This is a genomic window from Moorella thermoacetica, from assembly GCF_001267405.1.
Taxonomy (GTDB): Bacteria; Bacillota; DSM-521; order Neomoorellales; family Neomoorellaceae; genus Neomoorella; species Neomoorella thermoacetica.
Map to the genome: position 1 here is coordinate 1,542,524 of NZ_CP012369.1, position 22,585 is coordinate 1,565,108.

Below are 22,585 nucleotides of genomic sequence, written 5' to 3' on the forward strand. Positions count from 1 at the left end.
TGATAAACTTCTTAATATCCATCATAAACATTCCCACCAGCAGCTAATTCTTTACTAGTATCTTGTTGTGCTATGAGAGCTAACTTGGTATTTTGCGGAATATTTATAAAATGTAATGGCGAGAACCAATTATTAGTGAGGTAGTCGCCTGAAACTTGCTGATATGGCGTGATCGGATTTACTGTAAACCATCTATCTTCTCCAATCGCATAACTAATAATTGCTCCAGGCATATTCATACTATACTGCCATCCTGTAACTGAAGCCACACTACTATTTATATAGAAATTACTACTATATCTATATGGATTAGATGCATAATCATCGCCTTTCCATGTAAAAGAGTATTGAGTCACTAAGTAGCCTGCAAAAGCTATGGGGGTAGCAATTATCATACATATAAAAAGGGCCACTATAACTCTTGCTATATTTGATTTATATAAAGACCTTACATCCCATTATCTTTAATGCTAATTGAGTTTGTTATATCTATAACCCATTTTATTCCATTATAAAAAACGGGATATTTTACTGTAAGTTCATTTTTAGGACTATATACCTTTACGGTTACATAGGCTTTTTTATCATTAACTTTTTCCACAGAAAGAATATCATATCTATTGACCCTGAGCTGGCTTGACTGTTTTTGTTCATCAATAATATTTTGCCGCCTTTGCTCCTTCGTCATTTGAGGATGACGTTCATCAATTGTATACTCTAGTACGGTTTCATAATTGCCTGATATAGCTGCATCAAAAACTTTAGTAACAGTATCCCTGGCAGCATCTTCAACTTTTTGCGAAGCAAAAGACTGCTGGGCAATCCCAATTAATAAAGCTATAAGAAGTAACCCCATACCAGAAAGACCAATAATCCTTTTTGAGATACTCATAATCAACACCTAACCTTTCTATCTATGATACTGGTTTATATGGCTGGTTTATTTTTTAGTACGACGTTTAAATATTCAGGTTATAAAAATCAGCCCCTTTCTTTATCCGAATCTCATTATAACACCAGTTTCGCCAGTTCGAGGCTCTCTTGGGATATAAAGTGGTTTTCAGCGGATAAAATGCGGCTTTTGCCGGACTAAATCCGGCAATATAGGGATATGGGGTGATGCTTTTTATATGTTTTGAAGGGGTAAGGCTACCCTTACCCCCCTCAAATTACCTATTTCAGCAACTCCAGTGGTGTTTCCGGCTGATACCAGGCCATCCAGCTGGTGGGCCGGACACCTAAAAGAGCCACAAAGACGGCATGGTTGGCAGCCAGGGCAAAAAACAGGTGCTCCATCCTGTTTTCACTTTCAGCAAATAGTCAACGCTGTTTAGGGCAAAGGCCTACCAAGAGGAACAAAATGATTAGCAAGAAAATAGCCCTAATCAAGTGATCTTTACCAAGTAAATGTGCCTGCCAGGCAGGGCGTAAAAAGGCAATAACAAGTTAGCAGATGCATGAACTTGCATCAGCCGGGTTAATCCTTCTTCCTTCTGGAGGGTGTAACTGTTAAACGACCGAATTAACTTCCCTTATCTCAAGCCCCAGCTTCCGGGCCTCTGCAATAATTTTTTTGATCCGAAACCTTTCTTGCTTTTGTTTGGCTTTCTCAAATGAAGTCTCGTCGTAGTCTGTACCGTTTTTTAGTAAGTTGTAAATGATCACCAGGAGCTTTCTGGCTAGAGCGATAAGGGCTTTCTTGGCCCCGCGGCGTTGCTTAACCTTCCAGTACCAGGACGATAAATAGCTGTTGCGTACTCGGGTGATGCACCAAGCAACTTCGCAGAGGATTCGCTTTAGATAGGTGTTACCGTGGGTGGTGCGAGTGGACTTTTTTTCCTGCACTTTCATTATTGCCGGGACTTAAGCCCGCCCAGGAACAGATATGTTCCGCAGTTTTAAAGCGGCTCATATCAATGCCGATTTCCGCCAGAATAGCGGCGGCAGCGGTTTTGTCAATCCCCGGGATGCCGTCTAGTTGCTCCAGTTGTCTTTGGTATTGGCCCAATTTTTCCTCCAGCTTTTGCTCTACCTGGTGAAGATGCTTGTAGTGCTGATCCAGCCAGCCCAGCAAAAGCTTGAGGAACTCCCTTTGGTGAACATCCATTTTGCCATTGACAGCCTGCTTGATTTCCTGGAGCTTGCACTTGGCACGACCCTTTACTAAAGTCTCTACTTCCCGGGCGGATATCTTCCCATGACGGCAAAGGTGATCCATAATCGCCCGGCCCGATACCCCGAAGATATCGGTGAGGAAAGTGGAGAGCTTGAAACCGCAGCTTTGTAAGTGCTTTTCGATGCGGTTCTTTTGCGACGCAATCTCTTCGATAATACTTTTGCGGTACCGGGTTAGATTACGGAGTTCCCGGATAGGTTTGGAGGGAATAAAACTTCCTTCCAACAATCCGGCGCGCAAGAGGGTGGCTATCCATTCGGCGTCTTTCATGTCAGTCTTTTTACCGGGAACGTTTTTCATGTGCCGTGCGTTGGCAACAATCAAAACTATACTGCCGTCAAAGGCTTCTTCCAGGACGTTATATACAGGCTGCCAATAAACCCCGGTGCTTTCCATGGCCACATGCCGGCAGTCCTCCGCTTCCAGCCAGGCTTTCAGTTCTTCCAGTCCGGCCAGAAGGGTGGAAAAGGTGCGGATAATTTTTGTCGGTTCCTCGCCAACATTGCCTTTTAATAGGCAGGCGACGACAGTTTCTTTGTGGACATCGAGACCGCAACAGATTTCCAGGATGTCTTGCATGAGCTTCCTCCTGCCTCATTGGATTTCAGGGATGATTGCCCGAGAAAGTAAGAAGTTTAGCACCCGTGCTGTTCCCAAGTCCTTAAGAACAAGGGGCGACAATTGGCTGTGCTCAAAGGCAATCAGGTTAGGTTAGAGTCCGAGGTTATACCATCAAAATATACTCAACCTTTGTCCCTGATAAGTCCAATGTAGCAGAAAATCAGGCCGTTGTAATCACTTCTTCCTATTTTCATGATTGGTTGTGCCCCACTGGGCATGGCCGGTCAGATTGAAATAGGGCCCTACCTACTGGTTCGTAATTGTTTAATTAATTTTTTTTCAATATCTCTTATCAGCAATTTGGTTTGTGTGACACTCATATTTTTAACCTTGGCTATCTTATAAATTGGCATTGCTGGCTGACCTATGCCGTAGCGCATCCTTAGTATATCAGCTTCTTCTTGCGTGAAATAATTTAGTAACTCACTTATCTTTTCTTTCTTTATAAACGATATCGTTGGCGGCTTCAGTTCATCCATTTTACTTATGCCTCTGGTGCAACAGATAAATCAGGAGAATAAGCCGAACCACTTTGAGGGGGGTAACCTGGAGACATCAGATAAAATACATTCCTACTCCTCCATATTCCCAGAGTAGGCCATCTAAAGAGATAAATTGGAGTTGCAATTGCAGTTCCTGACCCAGTATAAGTAGGTTGTTGTTGCTCTGTTAGCCAGCCGCTGCCTGACCACCATAATAAAGCCTCGGTCATATTTATAGTCACTGGAATATTAGAATAGCACGTCCCGTAATACCTTATATAATTGTAGAAAGCGTCAGTCCCTATTACAGATTCTACATATGCATCTAGAGGTAGAGTTGTCGCCTTATTCTGTACACTATTATCATCTTGTAAGATAGTTACTTTATATCGAGCAACTCTATCTGTCCATTCTCTGCCTTCTTCATCTCTTTGTTTTATAATATATGTCTTTATTAGATCGATCTTTATGTTTTTATTATCAATTTCTAACACGGGTTTAATAGGCTCATTAATCGTTAATTGTTCGTTTGGAAATGCGTTAGCAATAGTTAAAAATGTAAAAAACAAAACCAGAAACATCATTAGAGTTAAGAACCTTTGTCGATTAGACATATTGATTCCCTCCTTATTCTTCAAAAATAGGAAATATGTTATCCTTACTCTTCATAACAACCAAAAGCATGGTTTTCCCTATCTGTCTCTTCAAAGAAGCTCACACACGCTGAGTGCTAAAAAACTTGGAGGTTGACATAGATTTTAGAACCATACACCTGATTGTGCTTGTCGAATTACCAAAATTGTTACCTCCTTTTAGCTTTTCTAGCTCGTTGTAGTGCACCCAACAGCATCACTCCCCTTATTTTCTGATTCCATTATACCACCGTTTTCCCCAAATCAATCCTCCTTTGGGATATGATGTAGGTTTCGGCGGATAAAATGCAGCTTTTGCCAGACGAAATCCGGCAACGTTGGGATATAGGGGTGATACCTTTTATAGTTTGAAGGGGTAAGGCTACCCCTACCCCCTCAGGAATTACCTATTTCAGCAACTCCGACGACGTTTCCGGCTGGTACCAGGCCAACCAGCTGGTGGGCCGGACACCTAAAAGAGCGACAAGGACGGCCAGGTTGGCAACCAGGGCAAAGAATAGGCGCTTCATCTTGTTTTGACCCCCCTTCGCGGGTAATATAATGCAATCTAAACAGTGCATCGCTTTATGTCCCTGGGGTAGCAATGTAAGCAACTTGAGGGATAATCCCAGTGAAGCGGCAAAAATGACATCCTGGCCTACGGTAATACTGCCGCCGCTATTGCATATCCGGCCAGGACTCCTAGAGTCCACTTTTTCATCTTCAGCCGTTTTTCTGTTTTTTACCAGCCGATGAGTTGTCCGGGCCAATGACTTTGATAGGAAAAGATAGGTTTTATCCCACCTTTTCGTTGTTAAGTAACCTCTTTGATATTACCGAAACTTGTATATATAAGTCAACGAACTTTAAGGCTTAAAAACATCTTGCATTTCTTTTAGGTATTTCAAAGCCTCTTCTTTAGTTGAGGTTATCAATTCGTTATTCACAACCTTTAATTCAGCGTTTTTTGCTAGATTATATTTATATTGGGTCCAGTCTTTTTGCTCCGATATCACTTGAGCTTTAAGAGCTCCAATAGTCAATCCTTTTTTAAGTAATTTCGGCTGTACCTGATCAAAATAACGAGACTCACCAACTATTTGAATTGTTTTTTGTGCCTCGGGATTCGATTCTTCCATTTTGCGTATGGATTGAATGTAATCTTGTACCTCTTGATCACTCTTTAATAGACCTTTTTTGATTGCTTCGCTATAAGCAGCGGTATCTGCTAATTGTTGTGCTAAAGCTATTGTACCAGGTGAATATTTATTTAATAATTTACTTGTGTTATCTACCATCGTTTTGCCTTTGAGCCCCAATTTATTGGCGTCTTGCTGCAATAAAGCAAAATTATTTTGGACGCTTGCATAAGTAGCTAAATATTCTCCAGCCGTAATAGGTATATTATTAACGTAGGCCACTACTTCGTCTGCTTTTTCTGCATTTTTATAAGCTAACCCTATATCTTCTGCTTTTTTCATTTTAGCATCCTCATTTGCATGGAGTACAGCCATAAAAAGATAATAACGCTATTAGGGTAAATCCTAACAAAATAAACCACTTTTTGCTTTTCATACTAAAGGCCCTCACTTATTAATAAACTATTTAAGAAATAATATCGGTCCTCGTAGTAGAGAAGATCGACTTCCAGGTTGAAGAGGGGGACCACGGAGAAGAGGATATCCTTTTGCAGTTCTTCAGCAACCTCGAATAAGCCTGACTGCAGAAGATGTACAGTCGCATAGATGAGGAAGTGCCCGTCATCTGACCGCTGGCGAAGTAGAAACTTAAGCTTTCATGTAACGATAAAAACCAACAATAAGAACTATAAAAGCAACAAGTAGAAATAAAATACTTGGCAGCTTTATTAAAAAGATTATCATAGCGATATTGGAATAGGAAACATCTATTCCTCTAAGAAATAAGCCTAATTTAGGGATACTAAAGTAAATAATTAGCTTTATGATATAAGAAACTGTCACCAGCATAAAAAACCTTATGCCATATCGATAAATGATATTATTTTTAATGCGAGTATAACAAACATATATTCCCCAAGATGTTAAAATCAAAATTACAATATTTGAAACTAAGCCCATGGATTAATCACCCCTGTTGTCTTTAAAGAACAAAAAACCTAAAACAAGTATCGTATAAGCAGTAATAATTAATATATTACTTACTAATAGAGAGGTATTCATAATAAATAATTGGGGGTTCAATGATTTGTTAAGATTATATACTAACTGTGGAATTGACATAAATACTTGTGAAATAGCAAGTAAGATAAAAAAACTCATTCCATAACGGTAGAGGTTATTATAGTGCATGTGTTTGTAACAAATTAAAATACCTATAAATATAATAGGCAAAATAAAGATATCCACTATATTCACTCCTTAAACTTAATCGAGGAGGATGGGGTGGCTAGCCTACGTCCCCTCACACCACCGAACATGTAGGTCCAAATTTCAGCTTCCATGGCCGGTCTACCGCTCTCTTCTCCTCATTAATTTTGAGCTTCAACCGCTCCTGTAGGAAGTTGCTGATACTTCCCATAACCCCTTCCCCCGTGCTGTTTCTATCCTTCTTGCGAACCTATCGTTTTCCCCTCTAACCGGCCATGCCCAGTGGGGCACAACCAATCATGAAAATAGGAAGAAGTGATTACAACGGCCTGATTTTCTGCTACATTGGACTTATCAGGGACAAAGGTTGAGTATATTTTGATGGTATAACCTCGGACTCTAACCTAACCTGATTGCCTTTGAGCACAGCCAATTGTCGCCCCTTGTTCTTAAGGACTTGGGAACAGCACGGGTGCTAAACTTCTTACTTTCTCGGGCAATCATCCCTGAAATCCAATGAGGCAGGAGGAAGCTCATGCAAGACATCCTGGAAATCTGTTGCGGTCTCGATGTCCACAAAGAAACTGTCGTCGCCTGCCTATTAAAAGGCAATGTTGGCGAGGAACCGACAAAAATTATCCGCACCTTTTCCACCCTTCTGGCCGGACTGGAAGAACTGAAAGCCTGGCTGGAAGCGGAGGACTGCCGGCATGTGGCCATGGAAAGCACCGGGGTTTATTGGCAGCCTGTATATAACGTCCTGGAAGAAGCCTTTGACGGCAGTATAGTTTTGATTGTTGCCAACGCACGGCACATGAAAAACGTTCCCGGTAAAAAGACTGACATGAAAGACGCCGAATGGATAGCCACCCTCTTGCGCGCCGGATTGTTGGAAGGAAGTTTTATTCCCTCCAAACCTATCCGGGAACTCCGTAATCTAACCCGGTACCGCAAAAGTATTATCGAAGAGATTGCGTCGCAAAAGAACCGCATCGAAAAGCACTTACAAAGCTGCGGTTTCAAGCTCTCCACTTTCCTCACCGATATCTTCGGGGTATCGGGCCGGGCGATTATGGATCACCTTTGCCGTCATGGGAAGATATCCGCCCGGGAAGTAGAGACTTTAGTAAAGGGTCGTGCCAAGTGCAAGCTCCAGGAAATCAAGCAGGCTGTCAATGGCAAAATGGATGTTCACCAAAGGGAGTTCCTCAAGCTTTTGCTGGGCTGGCTGGATCAGCACTACAAGCATCTTCACCAGGTAGAGCAAAAGCTGGAGGAAAAATTGGGCCAATACCAAAGACAACTGGAGCAACTAGACGGCATCCCGGGGATTGACAAAACCGCTGCCGCCGCTATTCTGGCGGAAATCGGCATTGATATGAGCCGCTTTAAAACTGCGGAACATATCTGTTCCTGGGCGGGCTTAAGTCCCGGCAATAATGAAAGTGCAGGAAAAAAAGTCCACTCGCACCACCCACGGTAACACCTATCTAAAGCGAATCCTCTGCGAAGTTGCTTGGTGCATCACCCGAGTACGCAACAGCTATTTATCGTCCTGGTACTGGAAGGTCAAGCAACGCCGCGGGGCCAAGAAAGCCCTTATCGCTCTAGCCAGAAAGCTCCTGGTGATCATTTACAACTTACTAAAAAACGGTACAGACTACGACGAGACTTCATTTGAGAAAGCCAAACAAAAGCAAGAAAGGTTTCGGATCAAAAAAATTATTGCAGAGGCCCGGAAGCTGGGGCTTGAGATAAGGGAAGTTAATTCGGTCGTTTAACAGTTACACCCTCCAGAAGGAAGAAGGATTAACCCGGCTGATGCAAGTTCATGCATCTGCTAACTTGTTATTGCCTTTTTACGCCCTGCCTGGCAGGCACATTTACTTGGTAAAGATCACTTGATTAGGGCTATTTTCTTGCTAACTTTATATTGGGGCCTTCCCCTACGGTTCATGGTCTTCAAGGTACTATAAACCTTTGTTAATCTCTACCGGTTCAGCCGGGCCCCCCGGCCAGGTTACCAGCTTTCATAGCTTATCCGGCAACACCTACATCTGATGGGTCTCCGCCCGGGTAACAGCGCTAATCTTCGCCGCCCGCCCCCTATGCTCCACCGTTCCTTTGCAATCTTGGATTTCGCTGTGTTGTGCCAGCTCATCCGGACGCTTTAGCTTAGTATGAGGTTCTTGTTCCACAGGCCTTTGCCTTTAGCTTCCTTCGGGTCCTATCTCGCGATGGACATCCTTTCCTTTGGGCTAAAAGATTGGTGCCGCCTCGCCTGCAGTGAACTTTCACCACCAAATTAGCGCCCATGCCGGGCGCACACATAACATATAGAGGGATAAAAATCCCTCTATATGTTATGTGTATTTAAGTTTAAAAATCCACTTTTATACGATACCAATCACTATATTCTCCACTTGTCTCATGATAAGAATCAAAGGTTCCTGTTAAATGAGTATAACCTTCAGTTTGAAGTAGAACAAGGTACTCATGGCCGGCTTGAAGGGTAGCCTGGAAAGCATTCGGTTTAGAATAATTTACATTGTATACATTTGCATCACCGCTAGCAGGAGCATATAGGAAGGCCACTTGAGCACTATCAACCCAAGTGTCGGCAGTATAATCATATAGTTTAAAATCTATTCCTCCAGTTGAAGCCCCATAGTCTGCACTTTGAAGAAATGCACCGTAATATCCTTCTATAGAAAAGAAAGCTACTTGCGAACCTGTACCATTAACCCTAAAACTTTTGCCTACCCAAGCCCAAGCTGATGAGCTTGTTCCTATAGACCAACAGCCTACCAGATTGCGGTTATTGGACGTATTAAAATTTGCATAATAATTTCCGCTACCACCATGGTTTCCTGCGCTAGCAGCATAAAAATTACAATCTCTACCTAAGTAAACATCTACGTCACCTTCTAAAGTAATATCAGGTTTTGGCTTATTAGCCATATATTGTCTTATGCTTTCTTTAACTTCGGCGTCCGTGATTTCGTGCATTTTTAACGTTCGCTTAAGCAGCTCTTTTTCTTTGTTATTTTTACATGCAGATATTTTTTGTTTCAATTCTTCACTAAAATTTTTCGGCTGTTTGATGAAATTATCATTAGCTTGAGCTGGAAGTGTTGCGGAAAAAAGATAAGTCAAAATCAAAATAATAACTAAAAATCGTTTATTCATTAATAATATATCACCCTTCTAAAGTTTTTAGTGTTCAGATCAATATTGATAAATTTAGTCGTTCAAAGAAACCCTTCCCTTCTTTTTTGTTTTATATGCTAGCCCGATCTATTTTTTTGATACGACGTTTAAATATTCAAGTCATAAAAATCACCCCCCTTCTTTTTCTGATCCCATTATACCACCACTTTCCCCAAATCGATCCTCCTTTGGGATATAATATAGGTTTTTGCGGATAAAATGCGGCTTTTGCCAGACGAAATCCGGCAATGTAGGGATATGGGGGTGATGCTTTTTATATGTTTTGAAGGGGTAAGGTGACCCCTACCCCCTCGAGAATTACCTATTTCAGCAACTCCGGCGGCGTTTCCGGCTGGTACCAAGCTAGCCAACTGGTGGGCCGGACACCTAAAAGGGCGACAAAAACGGCCAGATTGGCAGCCAGGGCAAAGAACAGTCGCTTCATATTACTTTCACCTCCCTGCGCGTGTAATATGAGGAGAAAGTTTGATTAACAGGTAGTCTAAATAGTACATCGCTTTATGTCCCAAGGGTAGCAATGTAAGCAACTGGACTGTTAATCCTAGGGAAGCGGCCAAAATGATATCCTGGCCTAATGGTAACACTGCCGCCACTATTGCATATCCGGCCAGGACTCCTAAAGCCCACTTTTTCATCTTCAGCCGTTCTTCTGGTTTTTTTACCGGTCGGGATGAGTTGTCCAGCGGGACCAGATAAATGGTTGTCACAACGGCCAAACCCACTATGATATAAAACACCGGCATTGTCCCTTGACCCAATCCCCCTGTTAGTTTGGTCAGAAGGCCAATTGTTGTAAAGGCTAACAGACTCCCTATCAAGCAGCGCCCGAAGGAGGTGCAATGGGCGCCGCCGGCAGGCAGACGAAATAAGGCGGAAGCAGACAGGGCCGCCAGGGTCTGGGGTAAAACGCCCAGGAGGGAAGGAACAATCAGGAAAAAGAGTAGTTTGATAAATAGTCCCAGGATTAGTTCCAGGCCATAGGCGATTACCGGGACCCGGCTGGCATCCATGCCACCGTTAAAAGCGAAAAATTTTGCCAGCCGCAGGGAGAGGTTATGGATCACTCTTTGTCCAGATCCTTTGCTATAACAAAGTAAGTATCCAACCTACGTATCCAACCTATTAGCTTATTTTTAGATGCTTTTTGACTAAATCTATATTGCCCCTGCTAATAATAGCATCTTTTTTACAACCGCTAAACTTAACGATAAAGGAGTTACCGCCAAAAGGGCTAATACTTTCAACCATGTTTAAATTGATTAAATATGATTTATGAACCCTTTGGAAAAAACTATGCCTCGCCAGTTGCTGTTCCAGTTCGGCGATGGTTTGAGGCGTATGGAAGTCCTTTCGATCTGTATGGATTATGGTGGTGTTTTTCCCGCTCTTTTCTATGAAAATGATCTCGTCGAGATTAATTAAGAATATCCTGCCCTTGTTTCTGATTGCCAGTTTGTCTAGCCTCCCGCCACCAGGTTTCTTTATAACTTCCCGGGCTGCCAGCTTCTCCTGGACTTTGGCCACGGTTTTCCTGACCCGGAAAGCGTCAAAGGGTTTCAACAAATAATCAACACTGTTTAGGGCAAAGGCTTCCACGGCAAAGTCCCGATAGGCAGTGAAAAAGACAATTAAGGTTTCGGGCGCTAAGGTAAGAATTTCCCGGGCTACTTCTAGGCCGTTGGGCCCCGGCATTTCGATATCCAGAAAGGCAATGTCCGGCCGCAACCTGGTAACCAGATCTAAAACCGTCAAGCCGTCCTGAGCTTCAGCCAAAATTTTAACCTCATTAGTTTCTTCCAGTAGCTTGCAGAAATACAACCTTTCAATTTCATTGTCATCAGCAATAATGCCCGTTAGCATAATGCCACCCCTTAGATAAGCAACTTCATACCGGGAACTTCACCCGGAAAGTTACCGGATCAGTCTCTACTTCGATAGTGCCACCATGACTTATTACCATCTCCCACACTGTTGCCAGGCCTAACCCCCGGTCCAGCCCTTTGGTGGATACGCCGGGCCGGAAGATAGCCTCTTTCATGGCCGAGTCCAGGGGAGGCCCCGAATTGCTGATACTAAAGATATATCCCGTCTCAGATCTGGATATATCTAGTTGGATAAGACGTTGTTCCCCAGGTAGCGGTTCCACAGCTTCCATGGCGTTCTCCAGGATATTGCCCAGGACGGTGACAAGGGCATAGGGCTTAACCTTTAGCCCTTTTAAGTCTGCACGCACATCGATATAGAAGGTTATTCCCCTGGCCATAGCCTGGCTGGCTTTATTCTGTAAAAAAGCGGCGACGACCGGTTGCTCCAACCGCAGCAAATGGCTTGTATTGGCCGCCACCTGGACCAACTGGCCGGTATATTCTCTAGCCGGCACCTCTCTTCCAAGGGAGAGCAGGGCATACACGGTATCCAGGTGGTTGATAATATCGTGTCTCTGGGCACGCACGGTGCGAAGAAGGTTTTGCAGGCTGTCCATTTCCTTTTCTTTTTGCCCTAAAAGCTTTTGTTGCTCCTTTATATCCAACAATTTTTTGATTAACAGCAGGGTCATAAAGTAGAAGGAGAGGCTAACCAGGTTGGCGCCCAGGGTGATGGGCTGAATACCGGCATACGGGGAAAGCTGGAGGTTTTGCACCGCTATATTTAATAGAAAAGTCTGGCCAAGCAGGATAATTAAAATCCAATAATTGGTATTTTGTCTGCCCATTATCTAATCACCTCGATGTCCACGACCACAGATATTGTTTCTATAAATCCTATAGGTAATCAGAGCCAAAATGGCCAGCTCCGGTACGGCCATAAAAATACGGAGCGAAGGCCGGGGCCAGGCTTCGCTAAAACGCTCTAACCCCAGGATGGATGTTTCGAGGGGCAGCAAGAGTATCTCTATAGCGCCCAGGGTGGCCAGGGTTGTCAGGGAGGCCACAAAGCCCTGGTAAAAACTCATAGCCAGCAAGAATTTAAAAATTAGAGTCAGGACAATAACGCCGACGAGAGCGTGAATACCATAGGGAAAGGGGAGCCGGCGGATAAGGTCCGAACATAACGCTGAAATAGCCGCCCCGGCCAGCAATCTAAATCTATCCGGCTGGCACTTAAATAAGCTGGTGCCAAAAAGCAACAAAAGCACACTTTCCGGGAATGATTGCAGGACCAGGTTAATAAGGGGCATCTTATCCATGTGCTCCAGCGCTCCTTTTAGTATTCTTGATCCAGGGGGGGCTTTCCTGCTCTGTCAGGACGAAATGCGGTTTTCGGCAGACACAATGCGGTTTTAGACGGATAAAACGCCTTACGTCCAGATTTTTCGGCGGTTTAACTTTCTCTGCTATATTTTGTAATGGTTATTGTTCGTTGTCCATACTGGTTTTTCCTGCTAACAGCAAAAAAGCCACCTCTTTCCTTTTCGGAGTAGGTGGCCAGTAAAAATATATGGAATTGCATTTGCTTTTGCATGAGCTGGTCTTCTTGCTGGAGATTTTAAGTATCATCGATTTTACGCCTTTAAATATCATTCTCGTACAGCGATTATTTATGAACATAGCTAAAAAAATACTATAAAATTATTGCTAAAACATTTGAGTAGAAGCTGTGTCAACCCAAGGGCCAGAAGAGTACCAGCTTTCATCTAACATAAAAAGACGTTTTAGCTTTTACATAATACGTGTCACTTATAAAATTCTGTAGTAAGTTATAAATTTTTTTCATATGTTATTTATATCACATTCTCAATTCGGTCCTCTTTTGGGATATAATGCAGGTTACGCCAGATATAATGCGGCTTTTGCCAGACAAAATCAGGCAATGGAGGGATAAAAAAATAAAGCGTGGGGGAACCCCACACTAGGGCTTTTTACCCTGCTTTTTTACTCAGCCGCAGCACTGGTGAGTATACTGGTTAACCGGGCTTTATCCGGGACCCGGCCGGCTACGGCTACCTTGCCGTTGACCACCAGGGCCGGGGTGCTCATTATGCCGTACTTCATTATCTCCTTGATGTCGGTAACCAGCTCGACACTGGCCTGGAATCCGAGTTCATCGACTACCTGCCGGCAAAGCTGTTCCAGTTTGTGACAATTGGCGCAACCGCCACCCAGGACTTTAAGCTCCATCCTCCAGTACCTCCATAATGGTTTGCTAATATTATTATATACTGGAAGATCGTCATGTCAAGACAATTACCCGGCCGGGGCCTTGTTCCACCTCGCCGACAACCCGGGCTGCCATTACCCCGCGCCGGTTCAGGTCGTCCATCAGGTCGTCGACCCGGTCCTGGGGTATGGCGATCAACAGTCCCCCTGAAGTCTGGGGGTCATAGAGGACATCCCGGAGGTCCTCCGGTACGCCGGCTTCCATATCAACCCTGTCCTCGACATAATGGCGATTGTTATAGGCGCCGCCGGGTACCAGGCCCATGGCGGCAAATTCCCTCGCGCGGGGCAAGACCGGGATGGACCCGGCGTGGAAGACCAGGTTTACCCCGCTGCCGCTAGCCATTTCCAACCCATGGCCCAGGAGGCCGAAACCGGTTATATCAGTACAGGCATGGGCGCCGGCAGCGACCATGGCTGCAGCCGCTTCCCGGTTCAAGGTAGCCATCCAGCGGCTGACTTCCCCTTCCAGGTCCGGGGAGGCCATCTCGGCCTTTATCGCTGTAGTGATAATCCCCGTCCCCAGGGGTTTGGTCAGCACCAGTTTGTCTCCGGGGCGGGCGGCGCAGTTGGTAATTATCCGGTCAGGGTGGATAACCCCGGTTACAGCCAAGCCATACTTCGGCTCGTCGTCTTCAATGCTGTGCCCGCCAACCAGAACCGCCCCGGCCTCCAGAATCTTATCAGCCCCGCCCCGCAGGATCTCCCCCAGGACGGCAGTATCTACTTTCTTGCTGGGGAAGGCCACCAGGTTCATGGCGGTCACCGGCCGCCCGCCCATGGCATACACGTCGCTCAAGGCGTTGGCGGCGGCAATCTGGCCGTAAATGTACGGATCATCAACAATGGGAGTGAAAAAGTCTACTGTCTGGATGAGGGCCAGATCGTCGGTCAGGCGATAAACCCCGGCATCATCAACGCTGTTCATACCTACCAGGAGGTTGGGATCAGCCATCGCCGGCAGGTACTGTAATACCTGGTTAAGGGTCCCCGGACCCATCTTAGCCGCTCACCCGGAACTGCAGGAAAGCTGGGTCAGCCGGGGATTTTCCAGCCTGGGGCCGAGGCCGCAGGCATTTTTGTCAGCTGCCATTGTATACCCCCTCCTCCCTTCCCGTCTTATTCTACCAGTTTTCACCCGCTCCATGTATGACAAAAAGGCATAATAAAAAAGGCCTCCCTGAAGCCTTAAGACTTTTTCCGGATCAAAAACGAATAATAATCCTCCCGGGGTTCAATGGCTACCAGGGTGTGCCCGGCCTCCTGGCACCAGGCCGGGAGGTCGAATTCGGCCGCCAGGTCATCGGTCCAGACCTCCAGCAGTTGCCCGGCCTTCAATTTCTTCATTTTTTGGGCTGTAGCCATCAGGGGTCCCGAACAGGTCATCCCCCGGCAATCCAGGATAATCCCGTCCACTACACTCCATCCTCCTGGTGCTTCTTGTTTAGTACCCCGATAAGGTTTGCTACCAGGTTCCTCTCTTCTTCCTTAGAGCGTCTAATGAAATCCTTTATTTCCTGGTACTCTTCTTCATCGTCGTCATTTAGCGGGCGGCGGGCCTCATTCATTATACTTACAAAATCTAGTAACCCCTTGATCTCCCGGTCGCTCCAGCCGGCCAGGTCGCGCACGACCTGCTGGAGCAAAGGCCGCCGCAGGGCTTCCCGGATATCAGCCTCCAGGCGATAATCCAGGTAGAGATCTTCTTCGTCATCCTCCATAAGGAAGTAACAAGTAGAAACCCCCAGGGCCTCGGCCAGGCTACTCAGGGTGGACAGGGAAGGCTGGATGCGATCTGTCTCAATCTGGCCGATGAGGCTGTGGGAAATTCCGACCTGCTGGGCCAGCTCCTTCTGGGTCAGGCCGATCTTTTCCCGCAGGCGCTTCAGCTTGGCTCCCAGGGAATCCTGCTGGCCGGAGCGCAACAGGGAACTGGTTGAAACCTCCAGGACGGCGGCCAGTTTTTCCAGGGTCTTAAGGGAGGCCGTCGAGCGCGAGCGTTCGATCTCACTGATATGGGCCAGGGAAACCCCAGAACGGCGGCTCAATTCACTCAGGGTAATGCCCTTTTGCTCCCGCAAACGCCGTAGCCTGGCGCCTACGCTGTTGTCGTTCTTGTTATCATTTTCCTCTTGAAAATAGCTAACATCTACCCCCAGGATGGCAGCCACCTCCTTCAGGGTGGCCAGGGACAGCCTCCTGGTGCCCTGCTCTACTTCCACCATACAGGCGGGGGCGATATCCAGGCGATCGGCCAGTTCCTCCAGGGGTATTCCCCTATCTTCCCTTAGCTTTTTTAGTTTCTCACCTATGGTCATGCCGGGACCTCCTCAATTCCCTACAATGCTGCTTACCGTATTTAGTTCCCCGCCGCCAGGGCCACCAGGTTGGGCGCCCACTCGGGGCTGGACGGGGCGTATAAATGATTATACCCTGCCAGGACCTGCCGGTAAAGAATACCGTCCACCTGGCCGTCGATGCCATAGCCCCGGCATACCCGGTAAAGGAAGTTTACCTCCCGGCGTTCCAGGTTTATTACCCGCGAGTGGTGGAACTCATGACCCCGGATAGTACTGCCCCGGGTCAGGAAGGGGCTATCGCCCTCGACGTACATGGCTGTATAGCCGTGGCCCTGGGGGCAGGAAGACATTGTCACGTCCAATGGCAGGGCACCGCACATTTCATACCAGCGTCCCCGGTAATTGAGCCTCCGGGCCAGGTACATCAGGCCGCCGCACTCGGCATAGACCGGCATGCCGGCAGCCACGGCTTCCTTAACCTCCCGCCGCAAAGACCTGTTGGCTTCCAGTTGAGGGGCAAAAACCTCGGGGAAACCGCCGCCGAGATAGAGCCCCTGGACGTCCGGTAATTTCTCATCTGCCAGGCTGTCAATCTTTACCAGTTCGGCCCCGGCGGCAGCCAGGGCCTCCAGGTTTTCCGGGTAATAAAAAGTAAAAACGCGATCCTGGAAGACGCCCAGGCGTACCCGGCGTGGGGCCGGCCGGTTTTCCTGTTCCGGTGCCGTAAGCTCCGGGGCCCGGCTGGCAATGGCCAGCAGGGCGTCCAGGTCGACTGCCGCTGCGATGGCTTTACCCGTAGCCTCCAGGGCTACATGGAGGCGTTCGTTTTCTGCCGCCGGGATCAGGCCCAGGTGGCGGTCGGGTATACCGAAGTCTTTCTTTTTGGGCAGGGCCCCCAGCACCGGCAGGCCGGTATAGTGTTCAATGGAGCGGCGCAGGATATCCTCGTGGCGGGCGCGGGCCACCTGGTTCAGGATTACCCCGGCGATGCTTACCCCGGGGTCAAAATTCTGGAAGCCTCGCACCAGGGCGGCAGCGCTCCTGGTCATACGGGTAGCGTCAATTACCAGCACCACCGGAGCCATGAGGGCCCTGGCTACGGCAGCAGTACTATCACTGCCCTCCAGATCCAGGCCGTCAAAGAGCCCCATGGCCCCTTCCACCAAACCCACATCGGCTCCCCGGCAACTGGCGGCAAAGTGCAGCCGGAGCTTTTCCGGTGATAAGAAATAGAGGTCAAGATTGCGGCAGGGGCGACCGGCCACCAGGCTCAACCACCCCGGGTCGATGAAATCAGGCCCCTTTTTGAAGGGCTGGATCACCAGACCCTTTTGCCTCAAAGCGGCTATTAAGCCTATAGTAATGGTTGTCTTGCCCGAACGGCCGTGGGGCGCCGCAATTACCAGGCGCATGGGTCCACCTCCTACCGCAGGTGCAGGTCCCGGCGTAGGCCAGCAAAGGGGAAATGGTTATCAAAAATGTCTGCTACCGGGCTAGCCCCTACGGCCTTGAGAAAAGCCGGCCAGCCAAGGCGTTCCAGGAAGCCGGCGAGCCTTTCCCCGCGTTTCCCCCTGTCCCGCCAGCAGGCGATAATCCGTTGCACCCGTTCGCAAATGGCCGCGTAGTCCAGGGGCCTGGCCGGTACCCGGGAAAACACCACGGCTGCCATTTCTGGGCCCCGCCGGTTATTACCGCCGTGGCCGCCGACGGCGATGGCGACAAAGCGCTCCGGGCCGGGCTTTATCCCTTCAGGCGCCACCTGGATACAGGAGGTGCAGCGGATGCAACGTTCGGCGTTAATAACCACTGTCGTCCCGCCCTCGACCTGCCGGGGACGAATGGCCCCTACCGGGCAACCGGAGATCAGGTGGCCGAAGTCGATATTGGCTGCCATCAGGCCGGCGTCGTCCACCCTGGGTACGGTGGCAAAATATCCGGATATGCCGATGTCCGCCTCGACACCGCCGCCACACTGGTTGGGGCAGCCGGTTACCGATATCTTCAGCGGTGCCGGCAGGTCCTGGTGGAAAAACGCCGGGTACAAATAGTCCGCCAGGGTTTTGGCGATGCTGGGCGCATCGACGGCGGCATTCTGGCAATGGATGAAGGAGGTACAGCACTTAATCTGGTGCAGACTATTACCAGTACCCCCGGCCGGAAAACCGCTCGCCGCCAGCTCGGCCAGGAAGTTATCCAGGAGTTCCGGCCGGACGCCGACAAACTCGAAACCCTGGCGGCTGGTGCGCCGGCCAGTCAGGGCATAAACCCGGATCCAGCGGGCCAGCTGACGCAGGGTAGCCGCGCTCAACAGGCCGTTGGGTGGCAGTAAAATGCGGACCGTCAGGATGGCGGTACCATCGCCGGCCAGATGACGGATCACTCCTGGCCGGACCATTTCATGCCTGACCCACTTTCCCCGGCAGGCGAGGAGTTCTGGTGGTATCTGCTGGCGGTAGTCGGGCATAATCCCGGCCGGCAGATCATTTTTCATCACCGCGGCTCACTCCTAAAAAAGCCCTCTACCAGAACTGGCGCTTTTTGCATGGATAGAGATATGTCCCATGCCCTCAGAAATTATACGCCGACAAGACTACGGTGCGGTTCGAAACGTTCCGGAGTCGCTAGTACACATTCCTCTTGGGGCTCAAGAGGATCTGGGGCTGGGCCTCGAGGCCGAGTTCCCGTAAAATCTTCAGGGGGCCAACGCGGGCGATAAAGTCCCCCACCCGCTCCTTTTTCTTAGCGTTATCCGCCCAGAACTCCAGGAAAGCGCCGAAGATATCGCCGACGGCGGTGTAATCGTCATCGGCAACGGGGATGAAGGGCACCAGGACAAAACCTACCATGGGGCCCTGGGGGCCCCGGTGACCGTATTTGCCCCCGGCAACCCAGGCGACCCCCCGCTCGCGGCCGGGACGGATGGCCGGGCAGTAGTTGATACAGGCCATGCAACGCCAGCAGCGTTCCTTGTCTACCTCCAAGGTATCCCCCACCAGGGTCAGGGCCCCTGCCGGGCAGGCGGCCAGGAGGCCGTTCAGGTCGCCGCCCTTCTCCCGCCAGGCGGCCAGCATCTCGCCGTCTACCATGGGCCAGTCCCGGTAAACGCCGATAAAGGAATGGTCCTTTTGCATCATGGCCCGGATACAATCATTGGGACAACCGGCCACGGCGCTCTTAACCTTCTGGGGGTAGCCGGGATACTGCTGGTCGTCAATAAAGCGCTGCCCCAGGTAGGTGGCCAGGGCCGGAGCATCCACCAGGGCATGCTCGCAGCGTACCGGTCCGCAGCAGGCCGTCAGGCAACGTAGATCATCCCCCGTTGAACCCACATCCAAACCCCCGCTGTTTAACTCCCGGACCAGGGGTAGCATCTGTTCGCGGCCGGTGTAGATCTCTATGGTGCCGCCGCTGGTCAGGTGAACCAGCCCCCGGCCGTAGGTCTCAGCACAATCGGCCAGTTTCTCCAGGGTTGCAGCCGCGAGCCATCCCCCCGCCGGCGCCAGGATGCGGAGATAGGACGATTCCTGAATGATGTCCGGACGACGGCTGTTGCGCACAGCCACCCCGGCAGGCAGTTCCGGGACACTGATATAGCCGCCGTGGCCATAAGCGGATTCTCCCTCTGCCAGCCCTGCTTCATACATGGCCAGGGGGTAGTTGCTTTTTACCAGCTCCCGGACATGGCTGGGTGACAGTCCTACCATTAGCTGCCGACAAAGAGGAAAATCCCGGAATGCTTCCTTCAAAATTTAACACTCCTTGGGCATAGGCAAGCCGGTAATCTGACTGATCTCGCCAATAGGGTTACCGGGAAAGAGTTGGTAGATCCTTTTTTTCTCCAGGCCACTGAGTTTAATCAGTTTACGCAGGGTACAGATGGTCTGGTGCTTCTGGTAGTAAGCATAGCTTACTTCAATTAACCGCCAGTGGTCCTCGGTCAGGTTAATACCCCGTTGCTCCGCTTTCGCTTTGATTGCTTCCCGTTGTTCCACCGGAGGCAGCATCTCACAATCCTCCCCGAATTGAGTTAGAGGCCAGCACCTGGTGCGCTGGCCTCTATGCCCAATCCTATCTTTACACGCAGCCGGTGGGTTTGGGTAGACCGGCGACTTTACAGGCCCCTTTAGCCGGACCGCTGGGGAAGAGGTCGTAGATCTGCTTGAGGCTGAAGCCGGTTTCCTTGCAGACCTTGCGGATCATGGGAGCGATGCCGAACTGGAGGTAGTACTGGCGCAGGTAATTGACCAGTTTCCAGTGGTCCTCGGTCATTTCGGTTACCCCTTCCTGCTCCGCCAGGGCTCTGGCGACATCCTCGTTCCACTTGCTGGGGTCGGCAATGAACCCGTCTTCATCAACTTCAAGCTGCATACCGGCGAGATTTACCGTCGGCATGTTAAACACCTCCTGCCAGATTTTATTATACCTGTACCCTCGATTAAAGGCTACAGGCTAAAAACACCATGATTAACAATTAATTGTACACCAGGGCATTAGCCACCAGCTCACTGACACCCATGAAACGTACCGGCAGCTTATAGTAGTTGATAATCTCCCGGAACTGGCCCTTACAATTGGAGCAGGCCAGGGCTACAATGCTGGCGCCGGTGGCTTTTAGCTGCTCGGCTTTGAGCTTACCGTAGGTTTCCATGCGGAATTTAAGGAAGTCGCCCTTATCCATAATGGCAAAACCGCTGCCACCGCCGCAGCAAATACTCATTTCCCGGTTGGGCGTCATTTCGCGAAAATCAGTGCAGCAGGCTTTGAGGATGCGCCGCGGCTCCTCATAGAGCCCTCCCAGGCGGCCCAGCTTGCAGGAATCATGGTAGGTCACAGGTTCAGGGTTCTTCTGGGGGTCGACCTTAATCCGCCCTTCCCGGATCCATTGATCCTCCAGTTCCAGGATGCTCTTGACCTCAAAAGGCCTTTCTTCCGGGGGGACGAGGCGCAAGATCAGGTACTTCAGCGCCTCGAAGGCATGACCGCACTCGCCTACGACGAAAGTCTTAATCCCTAACTTTTTGGCAGTTTCGATATGGGCCCTGGCAACACTGGCGAACTCGGTATCGCTGTAAAAGACGCCGTAATTGACGGCATCGTTGAGGCCCGTTTCCGGGGAATTGAGGGTCCAGTCGACACCGGCGGCGTTCATGACTTCGGCGGCGCCCATTACCGTCTCGGCAAAGGCCAGGTAGTCGCCGGCGTTATGCATGAGGAGGTACTCGGCGCCCTGCTTATCAACCGGTATTTTAATTTTATATCCCCGTGTATCCTCAATCTCTTCCTCCAGGAACTCAATCATGTCAAAAAAGGCGTTGGCCGGCATACCGGTGGCGTTACCCAGCCGGACCTGTTTCCGGGTGCCGTTTTTCTTCAGCTCGTCGGGGGCGATATCGATGGCGTCGAAGATTTTCCGTGCTTCCCGGGCAATCAAGCCGTTATCAATGGCTACCGGGCAAACATAGGCACAGCGGCGGCAAATGGTACACCGGTAAATATTCTCGGCCATGGCATTGAGTTTATCTTCCGTCAGGTCTTCCGCTCCCACCAGGCCCGGAAAAAACCTTCCTGCCAGGGTAAAATACCGTTTATAAACCTTACGCAGCATGTCGGAACGGTAGACCGGATGGTAGATGTCTTTGCGGCCGCTGGCCAGGTAGACCGGGCAGACCTCGGCGCAGGTACCGCACTTCATGCAGGTATCCAGGGATAGGGTATAGGGGAGCCAAAAGGTCCAGTTATCCCGCTGCCGGAGGGATTTCCCCATGGCCTGGAGGAATTTTTCCACCCGTGGCGCGTCTGGTTTCAGGGTCTCATCTGAGAGCACCCGGTAATCGTCAAAGACTTTACGCATTATTCCATTTCACCCCACTTGACCTTGTGGTAGGTAAAATACTTGACGGCGAAATGCGCCATTCGGGTAAAGGGCAGGTAAACCAAGAAAAGCTCAAATATTAAAAGAAAGACCAGGTAAGTTCCCGGCAGGGGCAAGTGGGGCCGCAGGGTTAACAAGCTGATTAAATAGATCCTGAAACCGGGATCCCCCAAGGCGCCGCTGGTGAGGGCGCTGAAGGCCATCATGAAGACAAAGAGCAGGTTTAAGTACTCTACCGGCGCAGATATCTGGCGCAGATCGGCAGTAAATAAGCGCAGGAAAAACAGGGCGCAGGAGCCCACCACCGCCAGGATGCCCCCGGCGATACCCAGGTACAGGGCGAAGGGAGCACCCACCAGTAAGAAGAATAGCCAGAAAACCACCAGGTAAATGCCGTAGTGCATAAGAAGGGAAGGTAGCCATAACTTGCGGTTATGGTTAAAAAGGCTGCGCAGGGTAAAGACCTCGGTCAACAGTTCGCCAAGCTGGCCCCCCAGGGTACGGGGATAGGGAAAGAGTTCCCAGTGGAGGTTGACAGGGGCCCTGAGCCAGTAAGTTATTTTATAGACCAGCCCTACCACCAGCACGACTATAGACACATACGGCAGGATACCGCCGATAAATGACTGCCAGATATCCATAAACCGGCATCCTCCTATTCTATTGGTACGAGGGCGACTATGATATTTATAAAATCAGCTTCGTAAACTTTATATATATTTCGCTGTCGAGCCCTGTTTTCCTGCCACCCGGCGAAAATTTTTTG

General features: G+C 49.1%; 24 protein-coding genes and 2 pseudogenes. 1 reads left to right on the forward strand and 25 read right to left on the reverse strand.

What is annotated here, in order from left to right; translation table 11 throughout:
• Positions 1–11: 11 nt before the first annotated feature.
• The 8 genes and pseudogenes from MOTHE_RS13135 to MOTHE_RS07825 form a co-directional block, all read right to left on the reverse strand.
• Positions 12–395 (reverse strand): hypothetical protein, encoded by a 384-nt coding sequence (locus MOTHE_RS13135; RefSeq protein ID WP_158499108.1) that lies wholly within the window; start codon positions 393–395, stop codon positions 12–14.
• Positions 396–448: 53 nt separating this feature from the next.
• Entirely contained in the window at positions 449–892 is a 444-nt protein-coding gene (locus MOTHE_RS07810; protein ID WP_162490066.1) for a DUF4878 domain-containing protein, read from the reverse strand.
• Between the two features lie 281 nt (positions 893–1,173).
• The gene (locus MOTHE_RS12855) at positions 1,174–1,296 is read right to left on the reverse strand and encodes a cyclic lactone autoinducer peptide (RefSeq protein WP_080996779.1); all 123 of its coding nucleotides are present in this window, start codon (positions 1,294–1,296) and stop codon (positions 1,174–1,176) included.
• Between the two features lie 213 nt (positions 1,297–1,509).
• A pseudogene (locus tag MOTHE_RS07815) lies at positions 1,510–2,755 on the reverse strand (IS110 family RNA-guided transposase).
• A 284-nt stretch (positions 2,756–3,039) separates the two neighbouring features.
• Positions 3,040–3,276 carry a hypothetical protein gene (locus tag MOTHE_RS07820; protein ID WP_025772953.1) on the reverse strand — a complete coding sequence of 79 codons (237 nt, stop codon included), beginning with the start codon at positions 3,274–3,276 and terminating at the stop codon, positions 3,040–3,042.
• A 5-nt stretch (positions 3,277–3,281) separates the two neighbouring features.
• Positions 3,282–3,893: a hypothetical protein gene (locus tag MOTHE_RS13140; protein ID WP_069590025.1), complete on the reverse strand. Its 612-nt coding sequence runs from the start codon at positions 3,891–3,893 to the stop codon at positions 3,282–3,284.
• 425 nt (positions 3,894–4,318) lie between these two features.
• Entirely contained in the window at positions 4,319–4,441 is a 123-nt protein-coding gene (locus tag MOTHE_RS13480) for a cyclic lactone autoinducer peptide (protein ID WP_162490067.1), read from the reverse strand.
• Between the two features lie 336 nt (positions 4,442–4,777).
• Complete coding sequence (locus MOTHE_RS07825) at positions 4,778–5,392, reverse strand: SurA N-terminal domain-containing protein (protein ID WP_053094880.1); 615 nt, start codon at positions 5,390–5,392, stop codon at positions 4,778–4,780.
• Positions 5,393–6,794: 1,402 nt separating this feature from the next.
• On the opposite strand from MOTHE_RS07825, the pseudogene MOTHE_RS07840 reads away from it, so the two are divergent.
• Positions 6,795–8,040, forward strand: a pseudogene (locus MOTHE_RS07840) (IS110 family RNA-guided transposase).
• A 598-nt stretch (positions 8,041–8,638) separates the two neighbouring features.
• Here the strand turns inward: MOTHE_RS07840 and MOTHE_RS12865 are convergent.
• The 17 genes from MOTHE_RS12865 to MOTHE_RS07915 form a co-directional block, all read right to left on the reverse strand.
• On the reverse strand, positions 8,639–9,448 hold the full coding sequence (locus MOTHE_RS12865; RefSeq protein WP_011393121.1) for a hypothetical protein: 810 nt from the start codon (positions 9,446–9,448) through the stop codon (positions 8,639–8,641).
• A 343-nt stretch (positions 9,449–9,791) separates the two neighbouring features.
• On the reverse strand, positions 9,792–9,914 hold the full coding sequence (locus MOTHE_RS12870; protein WP_080996780.1) for a cyclic lactone autoinducer peptide: 123 nt from the start codon (positions 9,912–9,914) through the stop codon (positions 9,792–9,794).
• Between the two features lie 7 nt (positions 9,915–9,921).
• The gene (locus MOTHE_RS07845; RefSeq protein WP_011393122.1) at positions 9,922–10,554 is read right to left on the reverse strand and encodes an accessory gene regulator ArgB-like protein; all 633 of its coding nucleotides are present in this window, start codon (positions 10,552–10,554) and stop codon (positions 9,922–9,924) included.
• A 58-nt stretch (positions 10,555–10,612) separates the two neighbouring features.
• On the reverse strand, positions 10,613–11,350 hold the full coding sequence (locus MOTHE_RS07850; RefSeq protein WP_011393123.1) for a LytR/AlgR family response regulator transcription factor: 738 nt from the start codon (positions 11,348–11,350) through the stop codon (positions 10,613–10,615).
• Positions 11,351–11,375: 25 nt separating this feature from the next.
• Positions 11,376–12,203 carry a sensor histidine kinase gene (locus MOTHE_RS07855; RefSeq protein ID WP_011393124.1) on the reverse strand — a complete coding sequence of 276 codons (828 nt, stop codon included), beginning with the start codon at positions 12,201–12,203 and terminating at the stop codon, positions 11,376–11,378.
• A gap of 3 nt (positions 12,204–12,206) precedes the next feature.
• Complete coding sequence (locus MOTHE_RS07860) at positions 12,207–12,677, reverse strand: hypothetical protein (RefSeq protein ID WP_011393125.1); 471 nt, start codon at positions 12,675–12,677, stop codon at positions 12,207–12,209.
• A 685-nt stretch (positions 12,678–13,362) separates the two neighbouring features.
• Positions 13,363–13,608 (reverse strand): thioredoxin family protein, encoded by a 246-nt coding sequence (locus MOTHE_RS07865; RefSeq protein ID WP_011393126.1) that lies wholly within the window; start codon positions 13,606–13,608, stop codon positions 13,363–13,365.
• Between the two features lie 52 nt (positions 13,609–13,660).
• Entirely contained in the window at positions 13,661–14,740 is a 1,080-nt protein-coding gene (gene selD / locus MOTHE_RS07870; RefSeq protein WP_373878631.1) for a selenide, water dikinase SelD, read from the reverse strand.
• Positions 14,741–14,835: 95 nt separating this feature from the next.
• On the reverse strand, positions 14,836–15,063 hold the full coding sequence (locus MOTHE_RS07875) for a sulfurtransferase TusA family protein (protein WP_011393128.1): 228 nt from the start codon (positions 15,061–15,063) through the stop codon (positions 14,836–14,838).
• Positions 15,063–15,965, reverse strand: coding sequence for a helix-turn-helix domain-containing protein (locus tag MOTHE_RS07880; RefSeq protein ID WP_011393129.1), 903 nt, complete (start codon positions 15,963–15,965; stop codon positions 15,063–15,065). Before MOTHE_RS07880 ends, MOTHE_RS07875 begins: the two co-directional genes overlap by 1 nt.
• Before the next feature lie 41 nt (positions 15,966–16,006).
• Positions 16,007–17,359 (reverse strand): cobyrinic acid a,c-diamide synthase CobB, encoded by a 1,353-nt coding sequence (locus MOTHE_RS07885; protein ID WP_053094882.1) that lies wholly within the window; start codon positions 17,357–17,359, stop codon positions 16,007–16,009.
• Positions 17,360–17,370: 11 nt separating this feature from the next.
• A complete protein-coding gene (locus tag MOTHE_RS07890) occupies positions 17,371–18,438 on the reverse strand; it encodes a hydrogensulfite reductase (RefSeq protein WP_011393131.1) in 1,068 nt (355 codons plus the stop codon).
• 130 nt (positions 18,439–18,568) lie between these two features.
• Positions 18,569–19,651: a 4Fe-4S binding protein gene (locus MOTHE_RS07895; protein WP_162490069.1), complete on the reverse strand. Its 1,083-nt coding sequence runs from the start codon at positions 19,649–19,651 to the stop codon at positions 18,569–18,571.
• Positions 19,652–19,696: 45 nt separating this feature from the next.
• Positions 19,697–19,951 carry a TusE/DsrC/DsvC family sulfur relay protein gene (locus MOTHE_RS07900; protein ID WP_011393133.1) on the reverse strand — a complete coding sequence of 85 codons (255 nt, stop codon included), beginning with the start codon at positions 19,949–19,951 and terminating at the stop codon, positions 19,697–19,699.
• Between the two features lie 70 nt (positions 19,952–20,021).
• Positions 20,022–20,339: a TusE/DsrC/DsvC family sulfur relay protein gene (locus tag MOTHE_RS07905; protein ID WP_011393134.1), complete on the reverse strand. Its 318-nt coding sequence runs from the start codon at positions 20,337–20,339 to the stop codon at positions 20,022–20,024.
• A 79-nt stretch (positions 20,340–20,418) separates the two neighbouring features.
• Positions 20,419–21,798 carry a (Fe-S)-binding protein gene (locus MOTHE_RS07910; protein ID WP_011393135.1) on the reverse strand — a complete coding sequence of 460 codons (1,380 nt, stop codon included), beginning with the start codon at positions 21,796–21,798 and terminating at the stop codon, positions 20,419–20,421.
• A complete protein-coding gene (locus MOTHE_RS07915) occupies positions 21,798–22,460 on the reverse strand; it encodes a respiratory nitrate reductase subunit gamma (RefSeq protein ID WP_011393136.1) in 663 nt (220 codons plus the stop codon). Before MOTHE_RS07915 ends, MOTHE_RS07910 begins: the two co-directional genes overlap by 1 nt.
• Between the last annotated feature and the right edge of the window lie 125 nt (positions 22,461–22,585).